General features: G+C 68.4%; 20 protein-coding genes. 4 read left to right on the top strand and 16 right to left on the bottom strand.

What is annotated here, in order from left to right; genetic code table 11:
* Positions 1-113: 113 nt before the first annotated feature.
* The 5 genes from B9Y82_RS13740 to nudE form a co-directional block, all read right to left on the bottom strand.
* Entirely contained in the window at positions 114-416 is a 303-nt protein-coding gene (locus B9Y82_RS13740) for a DUF962 domain-containing protein (protein WP_100473642.1), read from the bottom strand.
* 182 nt (positions 417-598) lie between these two features.
* Positions 599-928, bottom strand: a complete 330-nt coding sequence (locus B9Y82_RS13745; protein WP_100473643.1) for a YnfA family protein — start codon at positions 926-928, stop codon at positions 599-601.
* Positions 925-1,764, bottom strand: a complete 840-nt coding sequence (gene mazG, locus B9Y82_RS13750; RefSeq protein ID WP_100473644.1) for a nucleoside triphosphate pyrophosphohydrolase — start codon at positions 1,762-1,764, stop codon at positions 925-927. The genes B9Y82_RS13745 and mazG overlap by 4 nt, the downstream gene beginning before the upstream one ends.
* Before the next feature lie 13 nt (positions 1,765-1,777).
* Positions 1,778-2,581, bottom strand: a complete 804-nt coding sequence (gene cysQ, locus B9Y82_RS13755) for a 3'(2'),5'-bisphosphate nucleotidase CysQ (protein ID WP_100440360.1) — start codon at positions 2,579-2,581, stop codon at positions 1,778-1,780.
* The gene (nudE, locus tag B9Y82_RS13760; RefSeq protein WP_100473645.1) at positions 2,578-3,141 is read right to left on the bottom strand and encodes an ADP compounds hydrolase NudE; all 564 of its coding nucleotides are present in this window, start codon (positions 3,139-3,141) and stop codon (positions 2,578-2,580) included. Before nudE ends, cysQ begins: the two co-directional genes overlap by 4 nt.
* A 77-nt stretch (positions 3,142-3,218) precedes the next feature.
* Between nudE and bioA the strand changes: the two genes are divergently transcribed.
* Together bioA and B9Y82_RS13770 are read left to right on the top strand one after the other, a co-directional pair.
* Positions 3,219-4,610, top strand: coding sequence for an adenosylmethionine--8-amino-7-oxononanoate transaminase (gene bioA / locus B9Y82_RS13765; RefSeq protein ID WP_238381608.1), 1,392 nt, complete (start codon positions 3,219-3,221; stop codon positions 4,608-4,610).
* Positions 4,601-5,338, top strand: a complete 738-nt coding sequence (locus B9Y82_RS13770) for a 16S rRNA (uracil(1498)-N(3))-methyltransferase (RefSeq protein WP_100473647.1) — start codon at positions 4,601-4,603, stop codon at positions 5,336-5,338. Before bioA ends, B9Y82_RS13770 begins: the two co-directional genes overlap by 10 nt.
* A 42-nt stretch (positions 5,339-5,380) precedes the next feature.
* Here the strand turns inward: B9Y82_RS13770 and B9Y82_RS13775 are convergent, their stop codons facing one another.
* The 7 genes from B9Y82_RS13775 to pilG form a co-directional block, all read right to left on the bottom strand.
* A complete protein-coding gene (locus B9Y82_RS13775) occupies positions 5,381-5,845 on the bottom strand; it encodes a chemotaxis protein CheW (protein ID WP_100473648.1) in 465 nt (154 codons plus the stop codon).
* Positions 5,842-7,179 carry a chemotaxis protein CheB gene (locus B9Y82_RS13780; protein ID WP_100473649.1) on the bottom strand — a complete coding sequence of 446 codons (1,338 nt, stop codon included), beginning with the start codon at positions 7,177-7,179 and terminating at the stop codon, positions 5,842-5,844. Before B9Y82_RS13780 ends, B9Y82_RS13775 begins: the two co-directional genes overlap by 4 nt.
* Entirely contained in the window at positions 7,166-13,882 is a 6,717-nt protein-coding gene (locus B9Y82_RS13785; RefSeq protein WP_100473650.1) for an Hpt domain-containing protein, read from the bottom strand. The genes B9Y82_RS13780 and B9Y82_RS13785 overlap by 14 nt, the downstream gene beginning before the upstream one ends.
* A gap of 100 nt (positions 13,883-13,982) precedes the next feature.
* Positions 13,983-16,019, bottom strand: a complete 2,037-nt coding sequence (locus tag B9Y82_RS13790) for a methyl-accepting chemotaxis protein (RefSeq protein WP_100473651.1) — start codon at positions 16,017-16,019, stop codon at positions 13,983-13,985.
* Between the two features lie 41 nt (positions 16,020-16,060).
* The gene (locus B9Y82_RS13795) at positions 16,061-16,591 is read right to left on the bottom strand and encodes a chemotaxis protein CheW (RefSeq protein WP_100473652.1); all 531 of its coding nucleotides are present in this window, start codon (positions 16,589-16,591) and stop codon (positions 16,061-16,063) included.
* Positions 16,591-16,953 carry a response regulator gene (locus B9Y82_RS13800; protein WP_005410717.1) on the bottom strand — a complete coding sequence of 121 codons (363 nt, stop codon included), beginning with the start codon at positions 16,951-16,953 and terminating at the stop codon, positions 16,591-16,593. The genes B9Y82_RS13795 and B9Y82_RS13800 overlap by 1 nt, the downstream gene beginning before the upstream one ends.
* 18 nt (positions 16,954-16,971) lie before the next feature.
* Entirely contained in the window at positions 16,972-17,373 is a 402-nt protein-coding gene (gene pilG, locus B9Y82_RS13805; protein WP_005418455.1) for a twitching motility response regulator PilG, read from the bottom strand.
* Between the two features lie 240 nt (positions 17,374-17,613).
* On the opposite strand from pilG, the gene gshB reads away from it, so the two are divergent.
* Positions 17,614-18,561, top strand: a complete 948-nt coding sequence (gene gshB, locus B9Y82_RS13810) for a glutathione synthase (RefSeq protein ID WP_100473653.1) — start codon at positions 17,614-17,616, stop codon at positions 18,559-18,561.
* Entirely contained in the window at positions 18,561-19,445 is an 885-nt protein-coding gene (locus tag B9Y82_RS13815) for an energy transducer TonB (RefSeq protein ID WP_100473654.1), read from the top strand. Before gshB ends, B9Y82_RS13815 begins: the two co-directional genes overlap by 1 nt.
* A 491-nt stretch (positions 19,446-19,936) precedes the next feature.
* Here B9Y82_RS13815 and tsaB read toward each other — a convergent pair whose 3' ends face one another.
* The 4 genes from tsaB to mrcB all read right to left on the bottom strand — a co-directional run bounded on the left by tsaB (position 19,937) and on the right by mrcB (position 25,893).
* Complete coding sequence (tsaB, locus tag B9Y82_RS13820; RefSeq protein WP_100473655.1) at positions 19,937-20,650, bottom strand: tRNA (adenosine(37)-N6)-threonylcarbamoyltransferase complex dimerization subunit type 1 TsaB; 714 nt, start codon at positions 20,648-20,650, stop codon at positions 19,937-19,939.
* A 9-nt stretch (positions 20,651-20,659) separates the two neighbouring features.
* Complete coding sequence (locus B9Y82_RS13825) at positions 20,660-22,708, bottom strand: ATP-dependent DNA helicase (protein ID WP_100473656.1); 2,049 nt, start codon at positions 22,706-22,708, stop codon at positions 20,660-20,662.
* A 225-nt stretch (positions 22,709-22,933) separates the two neighbouring features.
* Complete coding sequence (locus tag B9Y82_RS13830; protein ID WP_100473657.1) at positions 22,934-23,470, bottom strand: hypothetical protein; 537 nt, start codon at positions 23,468-23,470, stop codon at positions 22,934-22,936.
* A complete protein-coding gene (gene mrcB / locus B9Y82_RS13835) occupies positions 23,467-25,893 on the bottom strand; it encodes a penicillin-binding protein 1B (protein ID WP_100473658.1) in 2,427 nt (808 codons plus the stop codon). Before mrcB ends, B9Y82_RS13830 begins: the two co-directional genes overlap by 4 nt.
* Positions 25,894-25,959: the final 66 nt, after the last annotated feature.

The following is a 25,959-nucleotide window of genomic DNA, read 5'->3' on the forward strand; positions in this document are numbered from 1 at the left end:
TCGGTCGCCCGCAGGCGTGCCGCAGCGCAGCGGTTCGTGGAAGCGGAAGCCCGGCCAGGCCCGTCCTTTCCCTTTCGGGCGAGGCAGTGGTTGCGGTGCACCGCAACCGCCTGCTACAGGTGCACCCGCCCACGCAGGATGTCGGCGAACATCACCCAGTCACCCATGAATGAATACAGCGGGTGCCGGAAGGTCGCCGGGCGGTTCTTCTCGAAGAAGAAATGGCCGACCCAGGCGAACCCGTAACCGCAGAACAGAGCAGCGAGCAGGAGCAGCGGTTGGCCGCGCAGCACGGCAGCAGCAACCAGCAGCAGCACCCCGCAGCTGCCGATGAAGTGCAGCCGCCGCGAGACCGGATGGCGGTGCTCGCTGAGATAGAACGGATAGAACTCGCGGAAGCTGGCGAAACGGGTCATGCGCGTGCTCCGGGCGGCGGGGTCACCACCATCATGCGCCTTCCCGGGAGGGAAAGCGGTCTGGACGGCCTGGCCGATTTCGACAGGGCATCGCATGATCCGGTGGCGGTGCCTTTGTAGAGTCGCGCCACGCTCGACGCTACAGGAGAGAGAGCGCGCGAGCGGTCGAGTCTGGCTCGACGCTACACCGAGGGCGCGCGCGGGCCGAACATGATCACCGCCATGCCGGCCAGGCACAGGGCTGCACCGAGCAGGTCCCAGCGACTGGGACGAATGCCGTCGACCAGCCACAACCAGAACAGTGCGGTGCCGATGTAGACACCACCGTAGGCGGCATAGACGCGTCCACTGGCGGTGGGATGCAGGGTCAGCAACCACGCGAACAGGGCCAGGCTGGCCGCCGCCGGCAGTAGCAACCAGACGCTGCCCCCCTTGCGCAGCCACAGCCACGGCAGGTAGCAGCCGACGATCTCGGCCAACGCGGTCAGCAGGAACAGGCCGAGTGTCTTCACGCCTTTTCCGCGGCCTTGGCGTGCTGCCACAGCGCTTCCTGCGCCTCCAGGTCCAGTGCAGCCAATGCCTCGCCCTGCGCGTCGGCCTGCGCTTCCATGGCGCGGAAGCGACGTTCGAACTTGTGGTTGGCCCCGCGCAGCGCAGCGCCCAGATCGATATCGGCGTGCCGGGCCAGGTTGGCGCAGACGAACAGCAGGTCTCCCAGCTCTTCCTGCAGGCGCGCCTTGTTGCCTGCGATGTCTCCGCGCTCGAACTCCTCGCGCAGTTCCTGCAGCTCCTCGGCCGCCTTGTCCAGCACCGGCAGCGGGCCCGGCCAGTCGAAACCGACCTTGGCCGCGCGCGACTGCAGCTTCACAGCGCGCTGCCATTCCGGCAAGCCGCGCGAGATACCGGCCAGTGCGGAGGTGTCCTGCTCGCCCTTGGCAGCACGCTCGGCGCGCTTGATCGCCTCCCAGTTGCGCATCACCCCATCGGCATCGTCGACGCTGACATCGGCGAACACGTGCGGGTGGCGGCGCTGCATCTTGTCGCTGATCGCACGGGCGACCTCGGCGAAGGCGAACGCGCCCTGTTCCTCGGCCATGCGCGCATGGAACACCACCTGCAGCAGCAGGTCACCGAGCTCGTCGCAGAGATCGTCGAGGTCACCCCGGTCGATCGCATCGGCGACCTCGTAGGCTTCCTCGATGGTGTACGGGGCGATGGTCGCGAAGTTCTGTTCCAGGTCCCACGGGCAGCCACCCTGCGGATCGCGCAGGCGCGCCATGATCGACAGCAGGCGCTCGAGTTCGTTGCTGGCGGCGCTGCCGGTGGTGGGGGTGTCGTGCGCGCTCATGCGGACTCCAGGTTCAATCGGACAACCAGTCGCGCCACGGCAGGCTGGTATCACCAAGGGCAATGAAATCGCCGTTCAACAGGGTCTCGCGGCGGTTGTAGCGGAACGGCTTGCCGGTTGCGGCCGACAGCACCGCGCCACCAGCGGCATGCAGCACGCACTGGCCGGCGGCGGTATCCCATTCGGAGGTCGGGCCGAGCCGCGGATAGACATCCAGGCCACCTTCGGCGATCCGGCAGAACTTCAGCGACGAGCCCTGCGCGATGGTCTCGATGCGGCCCATGCGCGCCAGCAGCGCCTCGGTTTCCGGCGAGCGGTGCGAACGGCTGGCGGCAACGCGCAGCGGTGCGGTGGCCGGCGTACGGGTGCGCAGCACGGTGTCGTGCAGGCCCTGCCGCCGATAGGCCAGCTCGCCGCGCATGGCATGCCAGACGATGCCGGTGACCGGCGCCAGCACCACGCCGAAGGCCGGGGCGCCCTGGTAGATCAAGGCGATGTTGACGCTGAACTCACCGTTGCGCTTGACGAACTCGCGGGTGCCGTCGAGTGGATCCACCAGCCAGTACGCGCCCCAGTGGCGGCGCTGCTCCCAGCCCACCTGCGCCGATTCCTCGGACAGGATCGGCAGGTCCGGGGTCAGCTGGCGCAGGCCCAGCTCAATGACCTGGTTGGCGGCCAGGTCGGCCGCGGTGACCGGGCTGTTGTCGTCCTTGATCTGCACCTCGAAGCCATCGGCATACACCTGCATGATGGCCTGTCCGGCTTCCTGGGCGATGGCGATGGCGGTCTCGCGCAGGTCCGTGGTCAGCTTGATCATCGCGGTCCCTGCAGCCACTGCCGGGCAATGAACAGCGCCGCCAGCGAGCGTCCCTCGGAGAAGTCCTCGCGCAGCATCAGCTGGTCCAGTTCGGCCAGCTTCCACGGCACCACTTCCAGCTCCTCCGGCTCGTCACCGGCCAGCTTTTCTGGGTACAGGTCGCGCGCCACCACCAGCCACGACTGGTGGCTCATGTAGGTCGGGGCCAGGGTCATCGCGCGCAGCACGTCGACCCGGCGCGCACCATAGCCGGCCTCTTCCTTCAGTTCGCGGTCGGCCGCCTGCTCGGGCGTCTCGCCGGCGTCGATCCGGCCCTTCACCAGCCCCAGTTCGTAACGGTGCATGCCGGCGGCGTATTCACGTACCAGCAGCACGGTTTCGTCGTCGAGCATCGGCACCACCACCACCGCACCGTGCCCACGACTGACCAGGCGTTCGAAACGGCGGCGTTCACCGTTGGAGAACTCCAGGTCAAGATGCTGGCGCTGGAACGGCCCGTTCTCCTCATCGGTGATGCGATGGATGATCGGCAAGCGACGGCCGGCACGGTCATCGTTCATGCGGAATCTCCGCGGCGACCGGCGGCTGCGCCGGGGCCGATAGAATGTGCAGGCAGCAACATGTTCATGAGCCCGAAATGCTAGCAGACCCAACCCCCTCCCCGCTGGCCCGCCACTGGCGGCAGCGCGACCTGCAGGTGCTGTGGCACCCGTGCACGCAGATGCGTGAGCATCCGGACACCCTGCCGCTGGTGCCAATTGCCCGTGGTGAAGGCGCGTGGTTGATCGACCACGACGGCAACCGCTATCTGGATGCGGTCAGCAGCTGGTGGACCAATCTGTTCGGCCACGCCGAACCGCGCATCGGTGGCGCCATCGCCGCCCAGGCCGGGCAACTGGAACAGGTGATGCTGGCCGGTTTCGGCCACGAGCCGGCGATCACCCTGGCCGAACGCCTGCTGGCACTGGCGCCACGCCAGGTCGGCCGTGCACCGCTGGCCAAGGTGTTCTATGCCGACAACGGTTCGGCCGGCGTGGAAGTAGCGCTGAAGATGGCCTTCCAGTATTTCCAGAACCGTGCAGAGCCCCGGCGCACGCGCTTCATCGCACTCGAGAATGGCTACCACGGCGAAACCCTGGGCGCGTTGGCGCTGGGTGACATCCCGCTGTACCGCCGCGTCTATGCGCCGCTGCTGGCCGAAGGCCTGTTCGCCCCCTCGCCCGATGCCTACCTGGCCGAACCGGGCCAGAGCGCGGCCGATCGCGCGCGGCAGGCGGCCGATGGCCTGGCCACGCTGTTCGACCAGCATCCCGGCGAGATCTGTGCGGTGGTGCTGGAACCGCGCCTGCAGTGTGCCGGCGGCATGCGCATGCATGACCCGGTCTACCTGCAGCGCGTGCGCGAACTGTGCGATGCCCATGGCGCGTTCATGATCGCCGACGAGATCGCCACCGGCTTCGGCCGCACCGGCACCCTGTTCGCCTGCGAGCAGGCCGGGGTGATGCCGGACCTGATGTGCCTGTCCAAGGGCCTGACCGGCGGCTTCCTGCCACTGGCTGCCGTACTGGCGACGCAGGCGCTGTATGACGCCTTCCTCGACGACTCGCGCGAGCGCGCCTTCCTGCATTCGCACAGTTACACCGGCAACCCGCTGGCCTGCGCTGCGGCGCTGGCGACGCTGGACATCTTCCGCGACGACGATGTGATCGCGCGCAACCGGGGCATCGCCTCGGTGATGGGCACGCTGGCGGCGCCGTTTGCCGACCACTCGCACGTGGCCGACGTGCGCCAGGCCGGCATGGTGGTGGCGTTCGAGCTGTCGCGCGACGGCGACAAGCGCACGCCGTTCGACCCGGGCCTGCGGCTGGGCCTGCAGGCCTACAAGGCCGCGCTCAAGCGCGGCGTGGTGCTGCGCCCACTGGGCGACGTGCTGTACTGGATGCCACCCTATTGCGTGGATGACGAACAACTGGAGCTGCTGGCACACACCACGCTGGCGGCCATCGACGAGGCGATTGCATGCGCGTGACCCGCTGCCCCATCGACCTGGCGCTGCACAGCGGCCAGACCGTGACCCTGCCGGAAGAGACCGCCAGCCACCTGGTGCGGGTGATGCGCCTGCGCGAGGGAGACACCTGCGTGTTGTTCAACGGCGACGGCCATGACTACAGCGCAACGCTGACCGTGGCCGGCAAGCGCGAGGTGCAGGTGCGCATCGACGCGGTGCAGGCCATCGGCAACGAATCCCCGCTGGCGATCACCCTGCTGCAGGGCATCGCCCGTGGCGAGAAGATGGACCTGATCCTGCAGAAGGCGACCGAGCTGGGCGTGGTCGCGATCCTTCCGGTCAACGCCGAGCGCACCGAGGTGAAGCTGGATGCGGCACGGGCCGAGAAGCGCGTGGCGCACTGGAACAACGTGGTGACCTCGGCCTGCGGACAATCCGGGCGAGCACGCATTCCGCAGGTGGCCCCCCCGCTGTCGCTGGCGCAGGCTGCGGCGGCGCTGCCAGCCGATTCGCTGCGGCTGACCCTGGATCCGCAGGGCGCGCATCGCCTGTCGACGCTGGAGGCCGCTCCCGCGGGCGGCATCGTGATTGCGATCGGCCCGGAAGGCGGCTGGTCACCTCGCGATCGCGATCAATTGGCCGCGGCAGGATTCCAGGGGCTGCAGCTGGGGCCGCGGATCCTGCGCACGGAAACGGCCGGACTGGCCGCGATCGCGGCGTTGCAGGCGCGGTTGGGCGATCTGGGGTAAGGCGCAGCTCCCCTCGCCGGGCATGGCCCGGCCGATTCCCGATCAGGCCGCCAGCGAATCCAGCGCCGCTTCCAGTGCGTCCAGGTTCGGCAGCAGCGCGCTCTGCTCACCCAGCAGCACGCGCATGTGCACGACCTGCGGCAGGGTTTCTTCGGAGGCGTCGGCCAGCAGGCCGTCGCGCGGCACTGAGATCAGCTGCGGGAAGTTCTGCGTCAGCAGCGCGTAGTACGGGCGCTGCGCATTGCCGCTGAGGGATTTCAGCACCACCACCTTGTTGTGGCCGGCCACCGCCTCTTCGCCCAGCCCGGAAAGGCGTGCGAACGACACCAGCGGCACCTGCCAGCCGTGCCAGCCGATCTCGCCGACCAGCCAGCGCGGGGCATCGGAGACCGGCTGCACCGGCACGCGCGACATCATTTCAGCCACGGTGGCATTGGGCAGCAGCACGCGCTCGTTGCCGGCCTGGATCAGGACGCCGCGGATTTCGTCATTGCTGGCGTAGCTCATGGTGCTTCTCCGTTGTCGTCCTGCTCACCCCAGCGCGCGGCAATCGCCTGCGCCAGTTCCTGCGGTTCACCGGCCACCATGCCGGCAGCAACCACCGCAGTGGCTGCAGCCGGGTCGTAGCAGCCCTCGCCCACCTGCCCCGCCACCCACGCACCGGCAGCCGCCAGGTCCAGCGCCGGGCCGACGTGGGCCAGGTCGGCACCGCTGAGCAGCACCAGCGCGGTGTGTTCGGCCGGCAATGCAGCGAGCGAAATACCAGTGGCATCGCTCTGGAAATGCAGGCCATCGCTGGCCGCGCGGACGCCGATATCATCGGCCAGCACGTGGACCTCGCCCGGTACGGCATGCTGGCCGGCCTCGGCCAACTGCACCGGCAACGGCGAAACACGCGACATCTGCTTGACCAGGTTGCCGTAGCGGCCACCATCCAGGCGCATGTGCACCAGCACCGGCACGCTCAACGACGCGGGCAGTGCGCCGAGCAGGCGACGCAAGGCATCCGGGCCACCGATGCCGGCCAGCACCAGCAACGATGCGGCGCGTGCACCGGCCGGGGCGGCGGCATCCAGATCGACCAGGCTCAAATGATCGGTATCGAAGGAGGGCTGCGGCGCGGCGACCGGCGCCACGGCGTCTGCCGGTGCCGGCGCTTCGATCGATTCCTCGACCAGCGACCAGGCGGTGTGATCGAAGGAGATCGGCGGTGCCGCAGGCGCCGCCGGTTCGGCCAGCGCCTGCGGCGGCGAAGGCGGATCCAGTGGTTCGGGCACGACCGGCTGCAGCGCCGCCAGGGCCTGCTCCAGCGCGATCGGTTCGTGCAGGTGTGCCGGAGGCGAATACAGCCCGTCGGCCGGAACCTCATCGGCCCAGCTCAGCGCCTGCTCCAGGTGCGGTTGCAGGGCTTCCTCCTGCGGCACCGGCGCGGGCGCCGGATGGCCGGGCTCCAGCTGCAGGCTGGGCTCTTCCTCGGCGCCCGGCGGCAACACCTGCTGGTGGCCGTGCAGCTTGGCGGCCAGATGGCGCCCCCAACGCTGGGCCTCCCAGCCGTCGCGGCGCGCGGCCAGCTCAGCCTCATCGAACACCAGGGTCAGCCCCGGTGCCGAGAGCACGGCTTCCAGCCGTTCCAGTGCATCCTCGATGGCAGCTTCCAGCGCGATCACCACGAACTGTGGGTCTGCGGCCTGCAGGACCTGTGGCTCCAGGCCGTTCGGATCATCTTCCAGGACCAGCTGCACATCTGCATGCGACAACGCTTCGCGCAGGCGTTCGCGCGCCGCACCGGGACGGGCCAGCAGGGCGACGGCCGGGGCCGGATGGGTTTCACTCACGGACACGGGCGATCCCCAGCAGGTCGTACACGTTACGCATCAGGTCCAGTTCCTGGTACGGCTTGCCCAGATAACGCTGGACACCGATCTCGAAGGCGCGCTGGCGGTGCTTGTCGCCGCTGCGCGAGGTGATCATCACGATCGGCACATCCTTGTAGCGCGGGTCGGCGCGCATCGCGGTGGCCAGCTCGTAACCATCCATGCGGGGCATCTCGATATCCAGCAGCATCAGGTCCGGCACGCGCTCTTCTAGCCGCTCCAATGCTTCCACGCCATCGCGGGCAACACTGACTTCGAAGTTGTGGCGTTCGAGGATGCGGCCGGTCACCTTGCGCATGGTCAGCGAGTCATCGACCACCATCACCAGCGGCACCTGGCGTTCGTCGCGCGGTGCATTGGCCAGTACCGGTGCGGTCGGATTGGCCAGGAAACGGCGCACCAGCGGCGCGACGTCCAGGATCACCACCACGCGGCCATCGCCGGTGATGGTGGCACCGTAGATGCCCGGTACCGATGCAATCTGCAGGCCGACCGGCTTGACCACGATTTCGCGGTTGCCCAGCACCTGATCGATCGCCACGGCAGCGCGCAGGTCACCGGCCCGCACCAGCAGCAGCGGCACCTGGTCCTGGCCATCGGCGCGTGCCGGGGCCTGCCCGACCAGGCTGCCGAGGTCATACAGCGGGTAGTCCTCGCCGCTGTAGCGGTAGCTGCTGTCGGCGGCCTCGAAGCGTTCGCGCGACAGGCGGCCGATACCACTGACCGAGGCCACCGGCACGGCAAAGGTGGTTTCGCCGATCTGCACGAACACCGCCTGGGTGACGGCCAGTGTCTGCGGCAGGCGCAGGGTGAAGCGCACGCCCTGGCCACGCACCGACTGGATGTCGACCGAGCCACCGAGCTGGCGCACTTCGTTGCGCACCACGTCCATGCCCACGCCACGGCCCGCCAGCTGGCTGACCTGGTCGGCGGTGGAGAAGCCGGAGGCGAAGATCAGGTTGTCCAGTTCCTGCTCGTTCGGCTGCGCATCGGCGGCCAGCAGGCCACGATCGATGGCCCGGCGGCGGATCGCTTCGCGGTCCAGGCCGGCACCGTCATCGGCCACTTCCAGCACGATTTCCGAGCCTTCACGGTGCAGGCGGATGGCGACCTCGCCTTCTTCCGGCTTGCCGGCGGCACGACGCTGTTCCGGTGCTTCCAGGCCGTGGGCCACGGAGTTGCGCAGCATGTGTTCGAGCGGTGCGACCATGCGGTCGAGAACATTGCGGTCCAGTTCGCCGTGGGTGCCTTCCAGGGTGAGGTGCACCTGCTTTCCGGTATCCATGCCGGACTGGCGGACCACGCGGCGCAGGCGCGGCACCAGGCCATCGAACGGCACCATGCGCGCGCGCATCAGGCCGTCCTGCAGCTCGGAACTGACGCGCGACTGCTGTTGCAGCAGCGAATCGTACTGGCGTGACAGATCGTCGAGCACGCCCTGCAGGCCCCCGAGATCGGCCGCCGACTCGTTCAGCGCACGGCTGAGCTGCTGCAGCGTGGAGAAGCGGTCCAGTTCCAGCGGATCGAACTTCTGATCGGCCTGGTCCTGCTCGCGCTGGTAGCGGGCGACGATCTGCGCTTCGGTTTCCAGGTCGAGGCGGCGCAGCTGGTCGCGCAGTCGGGCATTGGTGCGCTCCAGTTCACCCATCGCGCCACGGAAGGCACCGAGCTGCTGTTCCAGGCGCGAGCGGTAGATCGCCACTTCACCGGCATGGTTGACGAGGCGGTCGAGCAGATCCGCGCGCACGCGCACCTGCTCCTGCTGCGGGCGCGCCAGCGGATCTTCATCGACCACGCCTTCGGCCGGCAGCGGTGCCGACAACGGCGCATCGAGCAGTACCGGTGCCGGGCTGGCGACCGGTGCCGGAGCGGTTTCAGCGACGCTCGCCACGTTCGCTGCGGCTGCGGCAGCCGCGGCAGCCGCAGCGATATCGGTGGTGGTACGCACTTCGAACGCGTCGACCAGGTCCTGCGCCGGTTCCACCACGCGGTGGTCACCGGTGCGGGTCAGCAGCTGGTGCAGGCGATCGAATCCGCGCTCCAGCAGCTGGACATCGCGGCGTTCGATTTCGGTGCGACCGGCGGCAACGGCTTCCAGCAACGATTCAATGCTGTGGCCGAGATCGCCGATGGCGTTGATGCCAGCCATGCGTGCGCCACCCTTCAGGGTGTGCAGGTCACGCTGCAGGCCAGCCAGCACCTCACGGTCCTGCGGCGCATCGCGCAGCTCGCTGATCAGGCCATCGCAGTGGTCGAGCAGGTCCTTGCCTTCCTCGACGAAGATGTCCACCAGCTCGCGATCGTAGACACTGAAGTCGAGCGCATCGGCGCTGTCTTCGAGCACCGGCATGGCAAGGACTTCGGCTGCCACGGTCTCAGGTGCGACGACGTCAGGCGCGTCGGTGGCCACGGCATCCGATGCGGTGATCACTTCGACGTCGACGGCTTCGACGCGGACGTCCGCCTGGCCCGGCGCGTCTTCCAGTTCGAAGAAGCGCACCGGTTCGGCGGTGGCCGGCGCAGCGGCCTCCGCGATCTCCTCATTCACCGTCGCCGGGGACGGCTGATCGGCGCTCTCTCCTTCACCGATCGCCGCCTCCCCGCCGACGTCCGCATCCTCGGCAAAGGCTTCCGCCTCACCCGGCGCGAGTTCGCTGGCCTGCAGGCCGAGCACGGGCCATTGCCCGTCGTCGGCCAGGGGCTGCTCTTCGTCGATCACGTGCAGGCCGGCCTCGAGCGCGGCTTCCAGCGAGACCGGTTCTGCAAACCCCGGCGCAGCCATTTCATCCTGCAGGCTCGACAGCTCGCTGTCGAGTGGCAGTGCAGCAGGCGTTTCGAACGCCACGGCATCAGCGACGTGCGCGTGGTCGGCCGATGGCGCATTCAGGTCAGATGCGACGGCTCCGACAGCGGCCGGGATCTCTTCGGCGTCGCGGTCGTCGACCGGCAGCGCACTGGCATCCAGGTACGGCGACAGATCGTCCACGACGGTCAGACCGGCACCGTCGGACAACGACGGCAGGCTTTCGGACTCCGCCCCGACGCCGGCTGCGGCGACGCCCGGAACATCGCCGGCCACCTGGATCGATTCGACCACCGGCAGCGTCGCCTCCCCCTCACCCGGTACCGACGGCCATCCGGCATCGAAGTAGCGCGAAAGATCGTCGCTGGCGGTCAGCTCACCGACCTCCAGCCCGGCCTCGATCGCCACGTCGGCGACCGGGGCGTGCGCAGTATCGACATGTGCCTCCGGTTCCTGCTCCGGTGCGGCAAACGAAAGCGGCACCGCATCGGCTTCACGCGCGACGGCTGTCGATGCGTCCGCGTCCAGTTCCACCGCCGGTTCGTCATCCAGCGCCAGATCGTCTTCGTCGTCCTCCAGGCCCACCATCGGCCAGCGCGCTTCCGGCAACGCACCGGCCAGCGCCTGCAGGCGCTGTGCCAGTACCTGTTGCGGCGCAATGCGCGGCTGTTCGGCCTGCAACGCTTCCATGGTGGCGGTGATCGCCTGCGCCGTCGCATCCAGGGCGGCCACGCCTTCATCACCCGGGACCACCTCAGCGGCCAGTGCGCGCTTGATGTAGGACTCCGCACCGCCGGTCACAGCCGTGATCTCGGGCACTTCGGTCATCGCGAAGGCGCCGTTCATGGTGTGCACCGCACGCAGCAGTGCATCGCTGACCGGTTGCGGTGCCTGCTGCGCCGAACGCAGCCAGTCCTGCAGGGTGGCCTGGTGGACTTCCACCTCGGCCTCGAGAATCTCGCGCAGTACGCTGTCGATGTTGGCCGGTGTGCCGGCGACTTCGGCCTCCTCAGCGGTATCGGCCAGCGCCGAAGCGTCCGCCTCCGCGTCGAGAATGCGGCTGATCTCGTCTTCGCCGTCGGCTTCGGCAACCGGTACAACCGGCGCAGCCGCACCCGGCAGCGGTACGTAGTAGGTTTCCTCGCCTGCACCGACACGATCGGCAATGGCCTGCATGGCCTGCAGGTCGACGCTGATGCGCTGGCCGTGGCGCAGTGCTGCGTTCAGCTGTGGCAGCGCCGCATGTGCGTTGTCGACCATCGCCAGCACCGCCGGCGACGCGGCGCGGCTGCCATCCAGCACGCGGTTGAGCATGCCTTCGATCTTCCACGCGAACTCGCCCAGCGTGCGTGCGCCAACCAGCCGGCCACTGCCCTTCAGGGTATGGAAGATGCGGCGGATCGGGCGCAGCCGGTCCATGTTGTCCGGCTGCATGCGCCACGCTGGCAGCAGCGTGCCGAGATTGGCCAGCTCATCGTCGAACTCTTCCAGGAACACCTCGCGGATGTCCTCGTCGATGTTCTCGGCGTCGTCATCGAAGCCGGCGTCGAAGCCCGCATTCGCGTCGGCGTCGGTCGCAACCACCGCCTCCGGTGCCGCCGCGGCGGGCATTGCCTGCGGATTGAAGCCGGCAGCGGCTGCACTCAGTTCGGCAAAGAACTGGGCGTCGGCTTCGCTGAAATCGATCGGCGCGATGGTGTCGATATCGATCATCGACACGGCCGGTGCGGACGTTTCCGCTGCATGAGCGGTATCGATCAACGGTGGCGTGATCGACGGTACCGGCAGGTCATCCGGAGCCTCATCCGTCTCGACCTGCGCCGCAGGCGATGCATCGGCCAGTGGTGGCGCCACGGCATCAACGATCTCCAGCGACGGGTGCAACCCGGCGTCATCGTCCAGCGACAGCGTTTCCATCGCATGCAGCGACAGCACGTCGTCAGCGTTATCCAGCGCGTCGGCGTCGAAGCGGAACACCACGTCGTCGGCCACGGCAGCCGCATCCTGCTCGGCCGCTACCGGATCGAACACCGGTGCAGCATCGAATCCGGTCGCGGACGAACCCACGACGTCCGTCGTCTCGTCGATGGCAGGCGCTGCGGTTTCCTCAAGCACCTGCGGTGCCTCGGACAGCGACCACTGCGGTGCACCGGAGTGACCGCTGTCAGCCAGCTCGAAGCTGACCGGATCGAAACTGGCGAAGGTCGGGCTGCGTTCGTCATCGGCAGGCGCGACCACGTCGGTCTCCGGATGGAACGGCGCCAGCTCCCACTGCGGGACATCCGGCGCGGGAGCGCTGGACGCAGCGAAAACCAGCGCTGCCTCTGCCTCATCCTGCGTCGGCAACGGCGAGGCATCGGCATCACCCGTGCTGGCGGCCACGGCTGCCACCGTGCCGAGTGCACCGAACATCAGGCGATTGTCGGACACCATTGGCGCCGGGGTGGCCGGCGGCGGGTCAAAGGTGAAGTCCGGCAGCGGCGTCGGCACGTCGCCGACAGCGGGCGCAGCAGGCTGCACCGGAATCTCGATGCGCTCCGGCTGCAGCGGTTCGGCCTGCAGGGCGACCGGTTCCGGTTCGACCGGCAGCACCACCCGCGCATCCGGCGCAGCGGCGTTGCGCTCGGGCAGCGGCCAGTAGCGCAGTGCCTCGAGGCTGCTGCGGGTGATTTCGAGGATGTCTTCGCGGCCCGGGCGACGGTCGCGCAGGGCTTCCAGGTAGTACTCCAGGCTGGCCATGGCATCGGCCAGGGTGTCCAGCTGGCGGCCGCTGGGAACGCGCTGCCGGCCGATCAGTTCGGCTTCGATGTACTGCTGCACGCCGCGCAGGTAGTCGGCGGCGGTGCCCAGGTCGAGCATGCGCAGCGCGCCGGACACATCGCCCAGCAGTCGCGGTACATCCTTCAGCTCGGCATGGTTCCAGCTGGTTTCGATGAAGGCGACGAAATGCTCGCGGGCGGCAGCGAAGTTGGCGATGGCTTCATGTGCCAGCACCTCCACCGTACGCCGGTTCTCCACCGCGCTCGGATCGTCCTCGCCACTGCCACCGGCACCCAGGTGGGCGACCTGGTCGTCCAGCGAGGCGTCGACGTACAGCAGCGCACCGGCGATATCCAGCAGCAGGTTCTCGTCGATCTGCTGGCGGCCCTCGACCACGCCACGCAGCGCGTCGCGCTGCTGCACGACCACGCCGCGGGCCACGCCCAGGCCCATCATGCCCAGCGTGTCGGCCACCGCGCCCAGCTCGTTGGCCTGGGTCTGCAGCTGTTCCGGCGCACCACCGGTGCGCAGGTGCAGGTCAAGCGCATCCTTGATGCGCAGCAGTTCTTCCTTCACCGCGCTGCCGACCGTATCGAGCAGCTCGCGGTTGCGCCCGCTCAGGCTGCCACGGGCATGGTCCAGTTCGGCCTCGGTGGCGGTGACGCTGTCCGGCGCAAAGGCCAGCAGCACGCTGTCATTGACGCCTTCTTCGCCACGCGCCGCGCGGATCTCGTTGAGCAGCGGCATCAGCACGATCGGAATGTCGCGATGGCCGTTCTGCAGGCGTTCCAGATAGTCCGGCAGCAGCACGCTGCCCCGCATCAGGGTCGCGCAGGCTTCGTCACGGTCGGCCACACGGCCGGCGCCGATGGCGTTGGCCAGCTGTTCCAGCTCTTCGGCCACCATCGCCGGGGCATACAGCTCGACCATGCGCAGGGTGCCCTGCACCTGGTGCAGGTAGCCGGCGCAGATGCGCATGCGGCTGGCATCGGTCGGATCCTCCGCGTAGTACTCGACCTCGTTGCGCACCTGGCGCAGGGTCTCGTCCAGCTCGGGCTTGACCCAGCCCAGCGCTGCGTGGCTCATCGCATCGCGCAGACTGCTCATGGACGCGCTCCGTTCGCCGCCGCGCGGTGGCCGCGCGAGTTCTGGCGTGGGGAATGGAAATGCTTCATCGACTGGTTCCTTGCTCGCCGCCCTGCCCGCGTCACGCCGGCAGCTTGAAGTCGGCGACCGAACGGCGCAGGTCCGCCGCCAGCTGCGCGAGGTGGCCGATCGACTCTGCGGTCTGCTCGGCACCCTGTGACGTCTGGCCGGTGATCTGCCGGATCACGCCCATGGTGCGGGTGATGTCCGAAGCGGCGGCCGACTGCTGCTGGGCGGCGATGGAGATGTTCTTGATGAGGGTGTTCAGGGCGTTGGACACGCGCTCGATCTCGGTCAGCGCGGTACCAGCGTCCTCGGCGAGGCGCGCACCGGACACCACTTCGGCCGTGGTCTGCTCCATCGAGGTGACCGCTTCGTTGGTGTCGGCCTGGATGGCCTGGACCAGGTTTTCAATGCGTCGGGTCGCACCCGAGGTACGTTCTGCCAGGCGCTGCACTTCGTCGGCCACGACCGCGAAACCGCGGCCCGCTTCACCTGCCGACGCCGCCTGCACGGCCGCGTTCAACGCCAGGATGTTGGTCTGCTCGGAAATGTCGTTGATCAGTTCCACGATCGAGCCGATTTCCTGCGACGACTCGCCCAGGCGCTTGATGCGCTTGGAGGTTTCCTGGATCTGGTCACGGATCTGGTCCATGCCCTGGATGGTCTCGCGCACCACGCCGGCACCCTCGGCGGCGATCACCACCGAACGCTGTGCCACGTCGGCCGACTCGGCCGAGTTGCGCGACACCTGCTCGATGCTCGCCGCGATTTCGCCGATGCGGTCCGAGGCCGAGGTGATCTGGTTGGCCTGGTGGCCCGCCGCCTCTGCCAGTTGCATGGCGGTGGCCTGCGTTTCCTGGGTGGACATCGCGACCTTGGCCGAGGTGTCGTTGATGGTGGTCACCAGGTGGCGCAGCTCGTCCACCGCGTAGTTGATCGCGTCGGCGATCGCGCCGGTCATGTCCTCGGTCACCGAGGCCTTCACCGTCAGGTCGCCCTCACCGAGGGAGGAGATTTCGTCCAGCAGCCGCATGATCGCCTGCTGGTTGCGGCTGTTGAATTCCACCTGGGTCTGGTAACGCAGTTCCTGCTCGCGCGAGCGGCTGCGCACGTTGGTCGAGACGAAGCCGATGATCGCGATCAGCGACAGCGCACCGGACACCACGCCGATCCAGAAGTTCGGGAACAGGCGGGTGTCGGACACCGAGCCGAACGAGGAGAACGCATCGAACAGCTTGCGGCTGTCGTCCAGCATGTGTGCCGAACCCTGGCCCAGCGCGGTGGCCGCCGACTGCGCCGCGAACAGCTGGCGCGAGCTGGCCAGGATCGCGTCGGCGTCCTGCTTCATCGCTTCCCACTTCTGCTGCGACTGCTCCAGCGCGGCCACGGCGGCGGCACCGCGCACGGCGGTGATGCCCAGTTCCTCGTTGCCGTTGCGCAGGCCGTCGAGCACCTGCGAGAACACGGTGATATCTCGGGCAAGTGCATCGCCGGAGGTCGCGGCGGCACTGCCACCGGCGCGCATTTCAGTCACGCGGCGGGCCATCGAACCGGCCACCACGACCTGCTGCAGTGCGCTGTACACCTGCGACGACGGCGCACCGGCGGCGGACATCGCGCGCACCAGCTCGTTCAGCTGGGCCTGCAGGCCCGGCACTGCGCCGGTGAAGTTGTTGGCATTGCCGGCCAGGGCCAGTACAGCGGGCTCGCTGGCCACCAGCTGCCCGGCCTGCTTGCCCAACGGTGCCCAGGTCTCGCCCAGCGTGGCGATGGCACCGGATACGCCCGGCTCCTTGCCGTAGCGGCCCTGCAGCGTCGACACGTTCTGTTCGATCGCGTTGCGGGTGGCCTTGAAGGCGGTGAAGGCCTGGGCGTTGCCGCCGACCGCATCACGTCCCTGGTTGGCCAGCTGCTGCGACAGCACCTGCAGGTCGGCGGCCTTGGAGCCGGCGTCGGCGAGGCGGCTGCCCTGCCAGGTAGCGACGCCGGTGTTGACGCCGAACAGGATCATCGATGCCAGCAGCAGGAACAGCCAGAGGTTGCTGCCGCCCAGCCGCAGCTTGCCGGTCTTGGTGGCGTCCGAAGCAGTACTCATCGTTCAACCTCGATCTTCAATGCAGGGGGCGATGCCCGGCCTCAGGCCGCGGCTTGCCGGAATTCAGGGGTGCGCGACAGCAGCGAGAGCGAGAACACGCCCCAGTCATGGCCGTCGGCATGGAAGGCACGGTCAACGAAATGGCCGTAGCGACCTTCGGCCAGTGTGCCGGCCGCGATCTGCTGTTCCAGCTCGAAGCTGCGCTGGCCGAACAGTTCATCGATGGTCAGTGCGACGTCGCCGCCGGCCTGGCGCATGATCAGCACGCGCTGGCCTTCCTGCTGCACGGTGCGCGTGCCTTCCAGGAAGTACTTCAGGTCGACCACCGGGAACAGGTTGCCGCGCAGGTTGCCCACGCCCAGCAGCCAGGGCTGCGCGCAGGGTACCGGGGTCACCGGCGGCATCGGCACGATTTCCACCACTTCGCGGAAATCGGACACCAGCCGGCGCTGGCCGACGCGGAAACCGACGCCACGCCACAGGTCCTGGGCGAACTGCCGCCCGGGCAGCTGCACCGCGTGGGCCAGGCTGCGCCGTTCGTAGGCTTCAAGGATGTCGAAGGGCGAGCGCATCAGGCCACCAGTTCGTTGATCCGCGCGATCAGTTCATCCTCGCGCGGCGGCTTGACGATGTAATCGGCTGCGCCCTGGCGCAGGCCCCAGGCCTTGTCGGTTTCCATCGCCTTGGTGCTGACGATGATCACCGGGATGTGCTTGATCGCCGCATCACGTGCCATTGCACGGGTGGCCTGGAAACCGCTCATGCCGGGCAGGACCACGTCCATCAGCACCAGCTGCGGCACCTGGTCGCGGACCAGCTGCAGGCCATCCTCGGCGTTGTCCGCTTCCAGCACCTCGTGGCCGGCACGGCGCAGCCACTGGGTGAACACCGCGCGGTCGGTCGGTGAATCCTCGATCAGGACGATACGAGCCATTGTGCCTTTCCCCCCTGGTCAGGCGTTGACGTATGTGCGGATGGCACCCAGCAGTTCTTCGCGCGTGAAAGGCTTGGTCAGGTATTGCTCCGAGCCGACGATGCGCCCCCGCGCCTTGTCGAACAGACCATCCTTGGATGACAGCATGATCACCGGGGTCGCCTTGAACAGCTGGTTGCCCTTGATCAGCGCGCAGGTCTGGTAGCCATCCAGGCGCGGCATCATGATGTCGACGAAGATGATCTGCGGCTGCTGGTCTGCGATCTTGGCAAGCGCTTCGAAGCCGTCGGTGGCGGTAACCACCTCGCAGCCTTCGCGCTTGAGCAGCGTTTCCGCAGTCCTGCGGATGGTCTTCGAATCATCGATGACCATCACCCGGAGTCCTGCGAGTTCCCCGCCCGCAGTCGTGTTTTCAGTCATTGCCTATCCCCAAGCGCACGGCCCAATCTCTGGCGGGAGCCGCTGCGAAAGCGTATCTATATCGCACTTTCCGCGCTCGCTTCAAGGCCGGTCCACCGCGCAGGGGGTGGCGCCCGGCTGAACGTGACCGGGTTCGCAATGACTGCGCCGCCGGCAGGCGGACGCTGCGTTGCAGTACGGCAGGGAGGCGCGCGGCCAGCGTTGCCGCTACCATCAACGCCTTGCCTGACAGGTGCGCCCATGCCGTTGAACGTCATCGTGGTGATGGACCCCATCGCCCACATCAAGATCGCCAAGGACACCACCTTCGCCATGCTGCTGGAAGCCCAGCGCCGCGGCCATGCCCTGCACTACGTGCGGCCGGGCGGGCTGGCCCTGGAGGGTGGCGTGGCGGTAGCCCAGACCGCGCCGCTGCAGGTGCACGACGACCCGTCCGGCTGGTATGAGCTGGGCGCGTTCAGCCGTACCGAGTTCGGTCCCGGCCAGATCGTGCTGATGCGCAAGGATCCGCCGGTCGATGCCGAGTACATCTACGACACCCAGGTGCTGGACGTGGCTGCCGCTGCCGGTGCCTGCGTCGTCAACAACCCGCAAGGCCTGCGCGACTACAACGAGAAGCTGGCTGCCCTGCTGTTCCCGCAGTGCTGCCCGCCGACCCTGGTCAGCCGCGATGCCAAGGCGTTGAAGGCCTTCGCCCTGGAGCACGGCCAGGCCGTGCTGAAGCCGCTGGACGGCATGGGTGGCCGCTCGATCTTCCGCAGCGGGCAGGGCGATCCGAACCTGAACGTGATCCTGGAAACCCTGACCGAGGGCGGCCGCAAGCTGGCGCTGGCCCAGAAGTTCATTCCCGACATCACTGCCGGCGACAAGCGCATCCTTCTGGTTGACGGCGAACCGGTCGACTACTGCCTGGCACGCATCCCCCAGGGTGACGAGTTCCGCGGCAACCTGGCGGCCGGCGGCCGTGGCGAAGGGCGCCCGCTGAGCGAGCGCGACCGCTGGATCGCCGCCCAGGTCGGCCCGGAGATGAAGCGCCGCGGCATGCGCTTTGTTGGACTGGACGTGATCGGCGACTACCTGACCGAGGTCAACGTGACCAGCCCGACCTGCGTGCGCGAACTGGACGCGCAGTACGGCCTGAACATTGCCGGCACCCTGTTCGACGCGCTCGAGGCCGGCCTGCGCTGATGCCGTCCGCACCTGCCGTCCTGCCACCGCCGCCGCGCGAAGCGCAACGGCTGGGGGCCACCATCGCGCTGTCGGTGCTGGTCCACGCCCTGTTGATCCTGGGCGTGGGCTTTGCGGTGAAGGGCGATGCTCCGCTGGTACCGACGCTGGAGGTCATCTTCAGCCAGACCCGCACCGCGCTGACGCCGAAGCAGGCTGATTTCCTTGCCGCTGCCAGCCAGGAAGGCGGGGGCGAGCACGACCGTGCACAGCGCCCGCGCGACAACCAGGCGGGCATCGTGCCGCAGGCGCAGGCCGGGCTGAGCCCGGTGCCGCAACAGCAGCAGTCGGCCGCACCGGTTCCGCCACCGCAGGCGCGCGTGGTGAGCAGCCGCAATGGCGAAGAGACGGTGGCCCAGGCCCAGCCGCGGCCGACACCGGAGCAGCCCGAGCCGGATGCACCGCTGACCGCACGCGAGCAGCGCGACGCCGAGATGGCACGGCTGGCGGCCGAGGTGCATCTGCGCTCCGCGCAGTACGCCAAGCGCCCGAACCGCAAATTCGTGTCGGCCAGCACGCGCGAATATGCCTATGCCAACTACCTGCGTGCCTGGGTCGACCGCGCCGAGCGCGTCGGCAACCTGAACTACCCGGACGAGGCCCGGCAGCGCCGGCTCGGCGGCCAGGTGGTGATCAGCGTGGGCGTGCGCCGCGATGGCAGCGTGGAGAGCAGCCGGATCCTGCGTTCGAGCGGGACGCCGTTGCTGGATGAGGCGGCACTGCGGGTGGTGCAGTTGGCCCAGCCGTTCCCGCCGTTGCCGGAGACCGAGGACGAGATCGACATCCTGCAGGTCACCCGCACGTGGGTGTTCCTGCCCGGCGGCACCCTGCACGACGATCGGTAGGGTTTTGTTGCCCGGGCCTGCGGCCCGGGACCCGCTGGACGTCAACGTCAACGTCAAAAGCGGCGGTTGGACTGTGGTTTTGGTGTGGCGGGTGGCTGGTCAGGACACGCCGTAAACCCATCCCTGGGGGCTCGATGGCGCCATCCATGGCGCCAACGGTCCTGCCCAGCCACCCCGCCACACCTCTGACAGATCGCGGCGCATTTTTGCTATTGGTAGGTGTCGACCTTGGTCGACACACATCCACGCTACGCGTGGATGCGAGCGAAGCGATCCGCTTTTGACTTTGACTTTTCTTTTTTTGATTTTCCGTGGCGGACGCACACGGTAACTGTCAGAGGCAGGGCGGGATGGGTTCGCGGGGGTGTCCGCGGCATGGATGCCGCGGCCAAGCCCCCATGGACGGGTTCACGGCGCCCCCCGCGAACCCACCCCGCCCGGTCAAGCGCGGCTTTTGATTTACGCGATCAACCAACCCCGCCACGAGGGGCTCAGCCGTTGGCTTTCGCCTTCGCTTCGCGCGCCGCCTGCTGCTCGACCAGGGTCAGCGCCACGTTGTCGCGCAGGTACGCCGGCTCGACCCCCTCCGGTGCAATGGCTTCGCCGCGAGCGAACGCCGGCACCGCCAATGCCAGTACGTCCGACGCGCGCGGCAATGCGGTGGCATCGAATCCGCGCAGGCCAGCCCCAAGTTGCGCCAGCAGTGCGCCCTCGGCAGCACCGAAACCGGTACCCACACCATAGGCGGACAGCCCTTCCGGCAGCGCCACCGCGGCAGGCGCGCACACGCGTTCGGCGTCGCGCGCCACCGGCAGGCCGTCCACACGCTCGAAGCGCGCGACATACAGCTCGCCCATCCGCGCATCGATCGCCGACAGGATCTGCATTTCTTCCGCCGGTGCCTGCAGCGCCAGCACCTGCAGCGTCGAGACCGGCAACAGCGGCCGGTCCAGCGCCAGTGCGATGCCCTGGGCAATGGCGATCGCCAGGCGCACACCGGTGAACGCACCGGGGCCACGGCTGAGCGCAATGCCGTCCAGCTGGCGGCGGCTGATACCGGCTTCGGCCAGCAGCGCGTCGGCCCACGGCAGGCTCAGTTCGGCGTGCCGGCGCGGGGCGATCTCGAAGCGTTCCAGCACCTGCCCATCAACATGCAGGGCAACGGAACAGGCTTCGGTGGCGGTTTCAAAGGCAAGCAGTTTCATCGGATCGGGTCAGAACAAGGGGAACGTGGCACCGGGTACCGGCTCCGGGCCCGCCGCATCGGCGGCCGGGGCAGCCGCATCATCGGCCACGGGTGTCCATTGTGGCGTAAAGAAGGCCTGCACATCGGCCAGGCTGCGGGTACGTCGGAACGGCGGCAGTGAATCGAGGAAGACCCGGCCATAGCCGCGGTTGAGCAGGCGCGGGTCGCACAACACCAGCACCCCACGGTCGCTCTCGCTGCGGATCAGGCGGCCGACGCCCTGTTTCAGCGCAATCACCGCCTGCGGCAGCTGCTCATCGCGGAACGGGTTGCCGCCCTGGCTGCGGATCGCCTCCAGCCGCGCCTCGTACACCGGGTCATCCGGCGCCGCGAACGGCAGCTTGTCGATCATCACCACGCTCAACGCCTCGCCCACCACGTCCACACCCTCGCGGAAGCTGGCCGAGCCCAGCAGCACGCCATTGCCCGATTCGCGGAAACGCTGCAGCAGCGTCGCGCGCGGCGCCTCGCCCTGCACGAACAACGGCCATGGTCCGTCGCGCAATGCCTCGGCGGCCTCGCGCAATGCACGGTGCGAGGCGAACAACAGGAATGCCCTGCCCTGCGATGCCTGCAACACCGGCCGCAGGGCCTGGATCAGGGCAGTACCGAAGCCCCGTGCGGCCGGATCAGGCAAGCCTTCGGGCAGGTAACACAGCGCCTGCTCCGGCCAGTTGAACGGGCTCGGCTGGACCAGCGTGTGCGGATCGTCCAGGCCCAGGCGTGCAGCGATGTGATCGAAGCCACCGCCCACGGTCAGCGTGGCCGAGGTGAAGATCCAGGCCGCGCGACTGCGCTCGCGATGCTCGCGCAGCGGGCCGGACACGTCCATCGGCGTGCGCTGGCAGCGGAAACCACGCGGCGTGAGTTCGTACCAGAGCACATCGGCAGCACGGGCGGCCTCCGCCGGATCGGCATCGAAATCGAGCGCGGGCTCATCATCGCCCAGCCAGCGCTGGAGCCGCGACACCGCCTCGCGCGCCCTTGCATGGCAGGCGTCCAGGCCCGCAGCCGCTTCGCGCAGCGGCTGCAATGCCTGCTCCAGCGTGGCCAGGCCGGCCATCACCGTATCGAATCCATCGCGCACCTGTGGCATGGCCAGCGCACGCCACTGCGTACCACGCGGCGGCAACCCCTCCATCGCCAATCGCAACGCCAGCAATGCCTGCTGCAACTGGTCGACCGGTTCCTGCAGGGCCGACTGCGCACCGCCCACGCCGCGTGCTTCGGCCAGGCAGTCGCGCCCCAGTTCCTGCCACGGGCGCATGCCGAAACCTTCGCCGAAGAACTGCGCGGCCAACTCCGGCAACTGATGCGCCTCGTCGATGACGAAGGCCTGCGCCCCCGGCAGCAGTTCACCGAAACCGTCCTGCTTCAGTGCCAGGTCGGCCAGCAGCAGGTGATGGTTGACCACCACCACGTCAGCGGCCTGCGCACGTTGGCGCGCGCGCACCACGAAACAGTCGTCCCAGAACGGGCAATCGGTGCCCAGGCAGTTGTCGACGGTGGAGGTGACCATCGGCAGCAGCGGTGAGTCGTCGGCGAGGCCTTCCAGTTCGGCGATGTCACCAAACTCCGAGCGTCCGGACCAGGCCAGGATGCGCTGGAACTGCGCGGCCTGCTCGGGGCTGGAAAACCGCGGCTCACCCCGCGCCTGCTGCAGTCGGTAGCGGCACAGGTAGTTCGCACGACCCTTCAGCAGTGCGCTGCGCAGGCCGACGCCCAGTGCCTGGCGCACGCGCGGCAGATCGCGGTGGTAGAGCTGGTCCTGCAGCGCGCGGGTGCCGGTGGAGATGATGGTGCGCAGCCCGGACAGCAGCACCGGCACCAGATAGGCAAAGGTCTTGCCGGTGCCGGTACCGGCCTCGGCCAGCAGCAGGTCCCGCTGCTGCAGCGCATCGGCGATGGCTTCGGTGAGGTGCAGCTGTGCCGGACGCGGGACGAATGCATCCAGGTGCGAGGCGAGCGCGCCGCCTTCGCTGAGGGCTTCGCGGCTGGCATGGACAAGGTCGGACATCAGAGGGAAAGGATACCCGGCCGGGCGCTGCCCGGCACCCGTTTCAACCCGGAGCCAGAGCAACAGCAACGGCGTTCTTGGCTCTGGGTTGTACTGGGGACTGGCGGGGGACTGTGGGTTTACGGCGTCCCCCGCGAACCCAACCCGCCCGGCCCAGCGCGGCTTTTGCTTCTGGCTTCAGCGACCAACCCACAGCCACGAGGAGCTGCGCCGTTGGCTGAAAACTCAGTACCGCTTGATCCCCGGCACCGTGCAGCCTTCCAGCTGCGCATGCGCCGACACCGCATTTTCCTTCTCGCCGCGCGCCAGGCGCGACTGCTCGATCGTCGCCCAGTGCCGGCGGCACAGCGGGCCGGTCTTCGAACCCAAGTCGATCGCCTTGCGCGCGAACGTCTCCGCCTGCGCCCACTGGCCCTGCAGCAGCGCCAGCTCGGCACGTTCCTGCAGCACCGCCGGGTCACTCGCCACGATCTCCAGTGCATGGTCCAGGCTGTTGGCGGCACCGGCCAGATCGTTGGCCTGGCGCTGCGCCTGTGCGGTCAACCGCAGGTCTTCTACCTGCGGGTCACGCAGCGGCTGCACCGACAGTTCCTTGTCATCCGGCCCCGCTGCTGCATCCACGGCAGCCAGACGCTGCGCCGGCGTGGTGGTATCGACCGGCTTGACCACCGGTGGTGCGCTGCTCACGCAGGCGGCCAGGGCCAGGCTGAGGCCGCTCAGGACCAGGGGCTGCAGCAGGGATCGCATGTTCATCGGCATCATCGGCTCGGGGGAGGAGTAGCGGGGGCAGGTTCGGCAGGCGCTTCCGGCTTGCGGTCCAGGCCGAACCAGCTGCGCCAGCCACCGCCCTCGCCTTCGGCCCCACCCTGCCCGTCCGGCGACACGGCCGGCGCGCACGGCGCGTAAGCCGGCGCATAGCCCACCACAAACGGGAAACGGCGCGCGCCGGGGCAGCCTTCATCGGTGCTGTTGAGGCCGGTGGGTGCCACCGACTGCCAGTCCAGGCCCTTGTTGCTGACCCGCAGCGGCGCGCTCGGCAGGCGCTGGAAGATGCCCGACCAGACCCGCATCGCGCCGGTGGCGCCATACAGACCGGCCTGCTCGTTCTGATCGTTGCCGATCCAGATCACCGCCAGATGGTCACCGGTGTAGCCGGCATACCAGCTGTCACGGCCATCGTTGGTGGTGCCGGTCTTTCCGGCGGGCTGCAGGCGGCCGAGGCCATCGGCATTGAGCCGCTGCGCGGTACCGCTGGCGACCACCTGCTGCAGGCCGACACTGATCAGGTTGGCGGCAATCGAATCGCCTTCCTGTGCAGGCGCCGGGGTCTTGTCGTATCGCTTGAGCAGCTTGCCCTGCGGATCGAGCACGCCACGTACCGCGTGCAGCGGCTGGATCTCACCGCCGGACGCGAGGAACTGGTAAAGCTGCGCCATCGCATACGGGCTCTGGTCGGTCGAGCCGAGGATCACCGCCGGGTTGGCCTCGGCCTTGATGCCGGCCAGTACGTGGATCAGCTGGGTCACGCGCTCGGGGCCGACCTGCATGCCCACGCGCACCGTGGCCTGGTTGTAGGAATGCGCCAGCGCGTCGATCAGGCGGACCGTGCCGTGGCTGCGGTTGTCCGCGTTGCCGGGGCTCCAGTTGCGGCCGCGGCCGAGCTGCACCGTCACCGGCGAATCATCCACCCAGCTGGCCAGCGAGTAGCGGTCCGGCTGCGCCAGGGCCAGCAGGTACACGAACGGCTTGAGCAGCGAACCGACCGGGCGCTGCGCTTCGATCGCACGATTGAAGCCGACCTCGGACACCTCACGGCTGCCGATCACCGCCAGCACGTCACCGTTGTGCACGTCGGTCAACACCATGCCAGCCTGCAGTTCAGGACGACGCTGGCTTCCCAGCGACTTGATGGTGCGGGTCACCGCGCCTTCGGCATAGGCCTGGGCGGACGGCGACATGCCGGTCATCACGCTCAGGCCCGCGCCCTGCAGCGCAGATTCCGGATAGTCATGGCCGAGCTGGCGGCGGACCAGGTCAACGTAGGCGGGGAAGCGGTTGGCTGCCACCAGGCCCGGCGTCTTGGGCACGCCCAGCGGTGCCTTCAGCGCGCGCTGGTACTCGGCATCGTCGATCAGCGTGGCCTCGTGCAGCTTGCCCAGCACGAAGTTGCGGCGATCCAGCGCGCGTTCCGGGTTACGCCGCGGGTCGTAGAACGACGGCCCCTTGACCAGGCCGATCAGCAGGGCGATCTGCTCGGTCTCCAGCGACTGCAGGTCGCGGCCGAACCAGAACTCGGCGCCGGACGACATGCCGTGGATCGCCTGGCTGCCGCGCTGGCCCAGGTACACCTGGTTGAGATAGGCCTCGAAGATGGTGCGCTTGTCGTAGCGCGCCTCCATGATCAGTGCGTACAGCACCTCATTGAACTTGCGGGTGACCGTCTGTTCCTTGCCGATGCCGAGCAGGCCGCTGCGGGCCAGCTGCTGGGTCAGCGTCGACGCGCCCTGGCGGCTCTGGCCACCGGAACGGATCGTCACCCACACCGCGCGCGCAATGCCGGACAGATCGATGCCGTGATGGCGGTTGAAGTCCTTGTCTTCCACTGCCTGCAGGCCGGTCACCAGCAGGTCCGGCGCCTCGTCCATGCGGATCAGGCGGCGTTCTTCCTGCTTCTGGCCGTACAGGGTGGCGATGCGCGCCGGATCCAGCCGCGCAGCCTTCAGCGCCTTGCGGCTGTCGGCATCGCGCAGCGAGGCCACGCCGCCATCGGCCAGCGACAGCTCCACCCGGCGCGGGGCCACCCGGCCATCGACATCGTTGTAGCCGCGGCTGGAGATGACAAAGCGCCCGCCGTTCACTGCATAGGTGGCCGGCTCCTTGCCCTGCCCGTCATCGCGGTAGGCAGAAGCGGCCAGTTCGGTCTTCAGCGTGGAGGCATCCATCGCCTTGCCGGGGGTGAGCACCAGCGGGCGCGCGTACACGCGCGTGGGGATCTGCCAGCGCAGCTCGCCGAAACGCTGGGTCACCTGTTGGTTCAGGTACAGCGTATAGGGAATGAGGAAACCCAATCCCAACGCGACCGCAGCCATGCTCCAGGTGATCAGCCGGCGCCGCCACAGCGGACCGTTGTCCTGCTGGTCGTCGTCGAAATCGTCGATGTCGTCGGAATCGTAGCGTCGGGGCACGGGAATGCGAGAATGTAGGGTCTGGCGAGTCTACCCCAGCCACTGCGGCTGGCGAATTCTCCCGGG

The organism is Stenotrophomonas maltophilia (genome assembly GCF_002799155.1).
Lineage (GTDB): Bacteria > Pseudomonadota > Gammaproteobacteria > Xanthomonadales > Xanthomonadaceae > Stenotrophomonas > Stenotrophomonas maltophilia_R.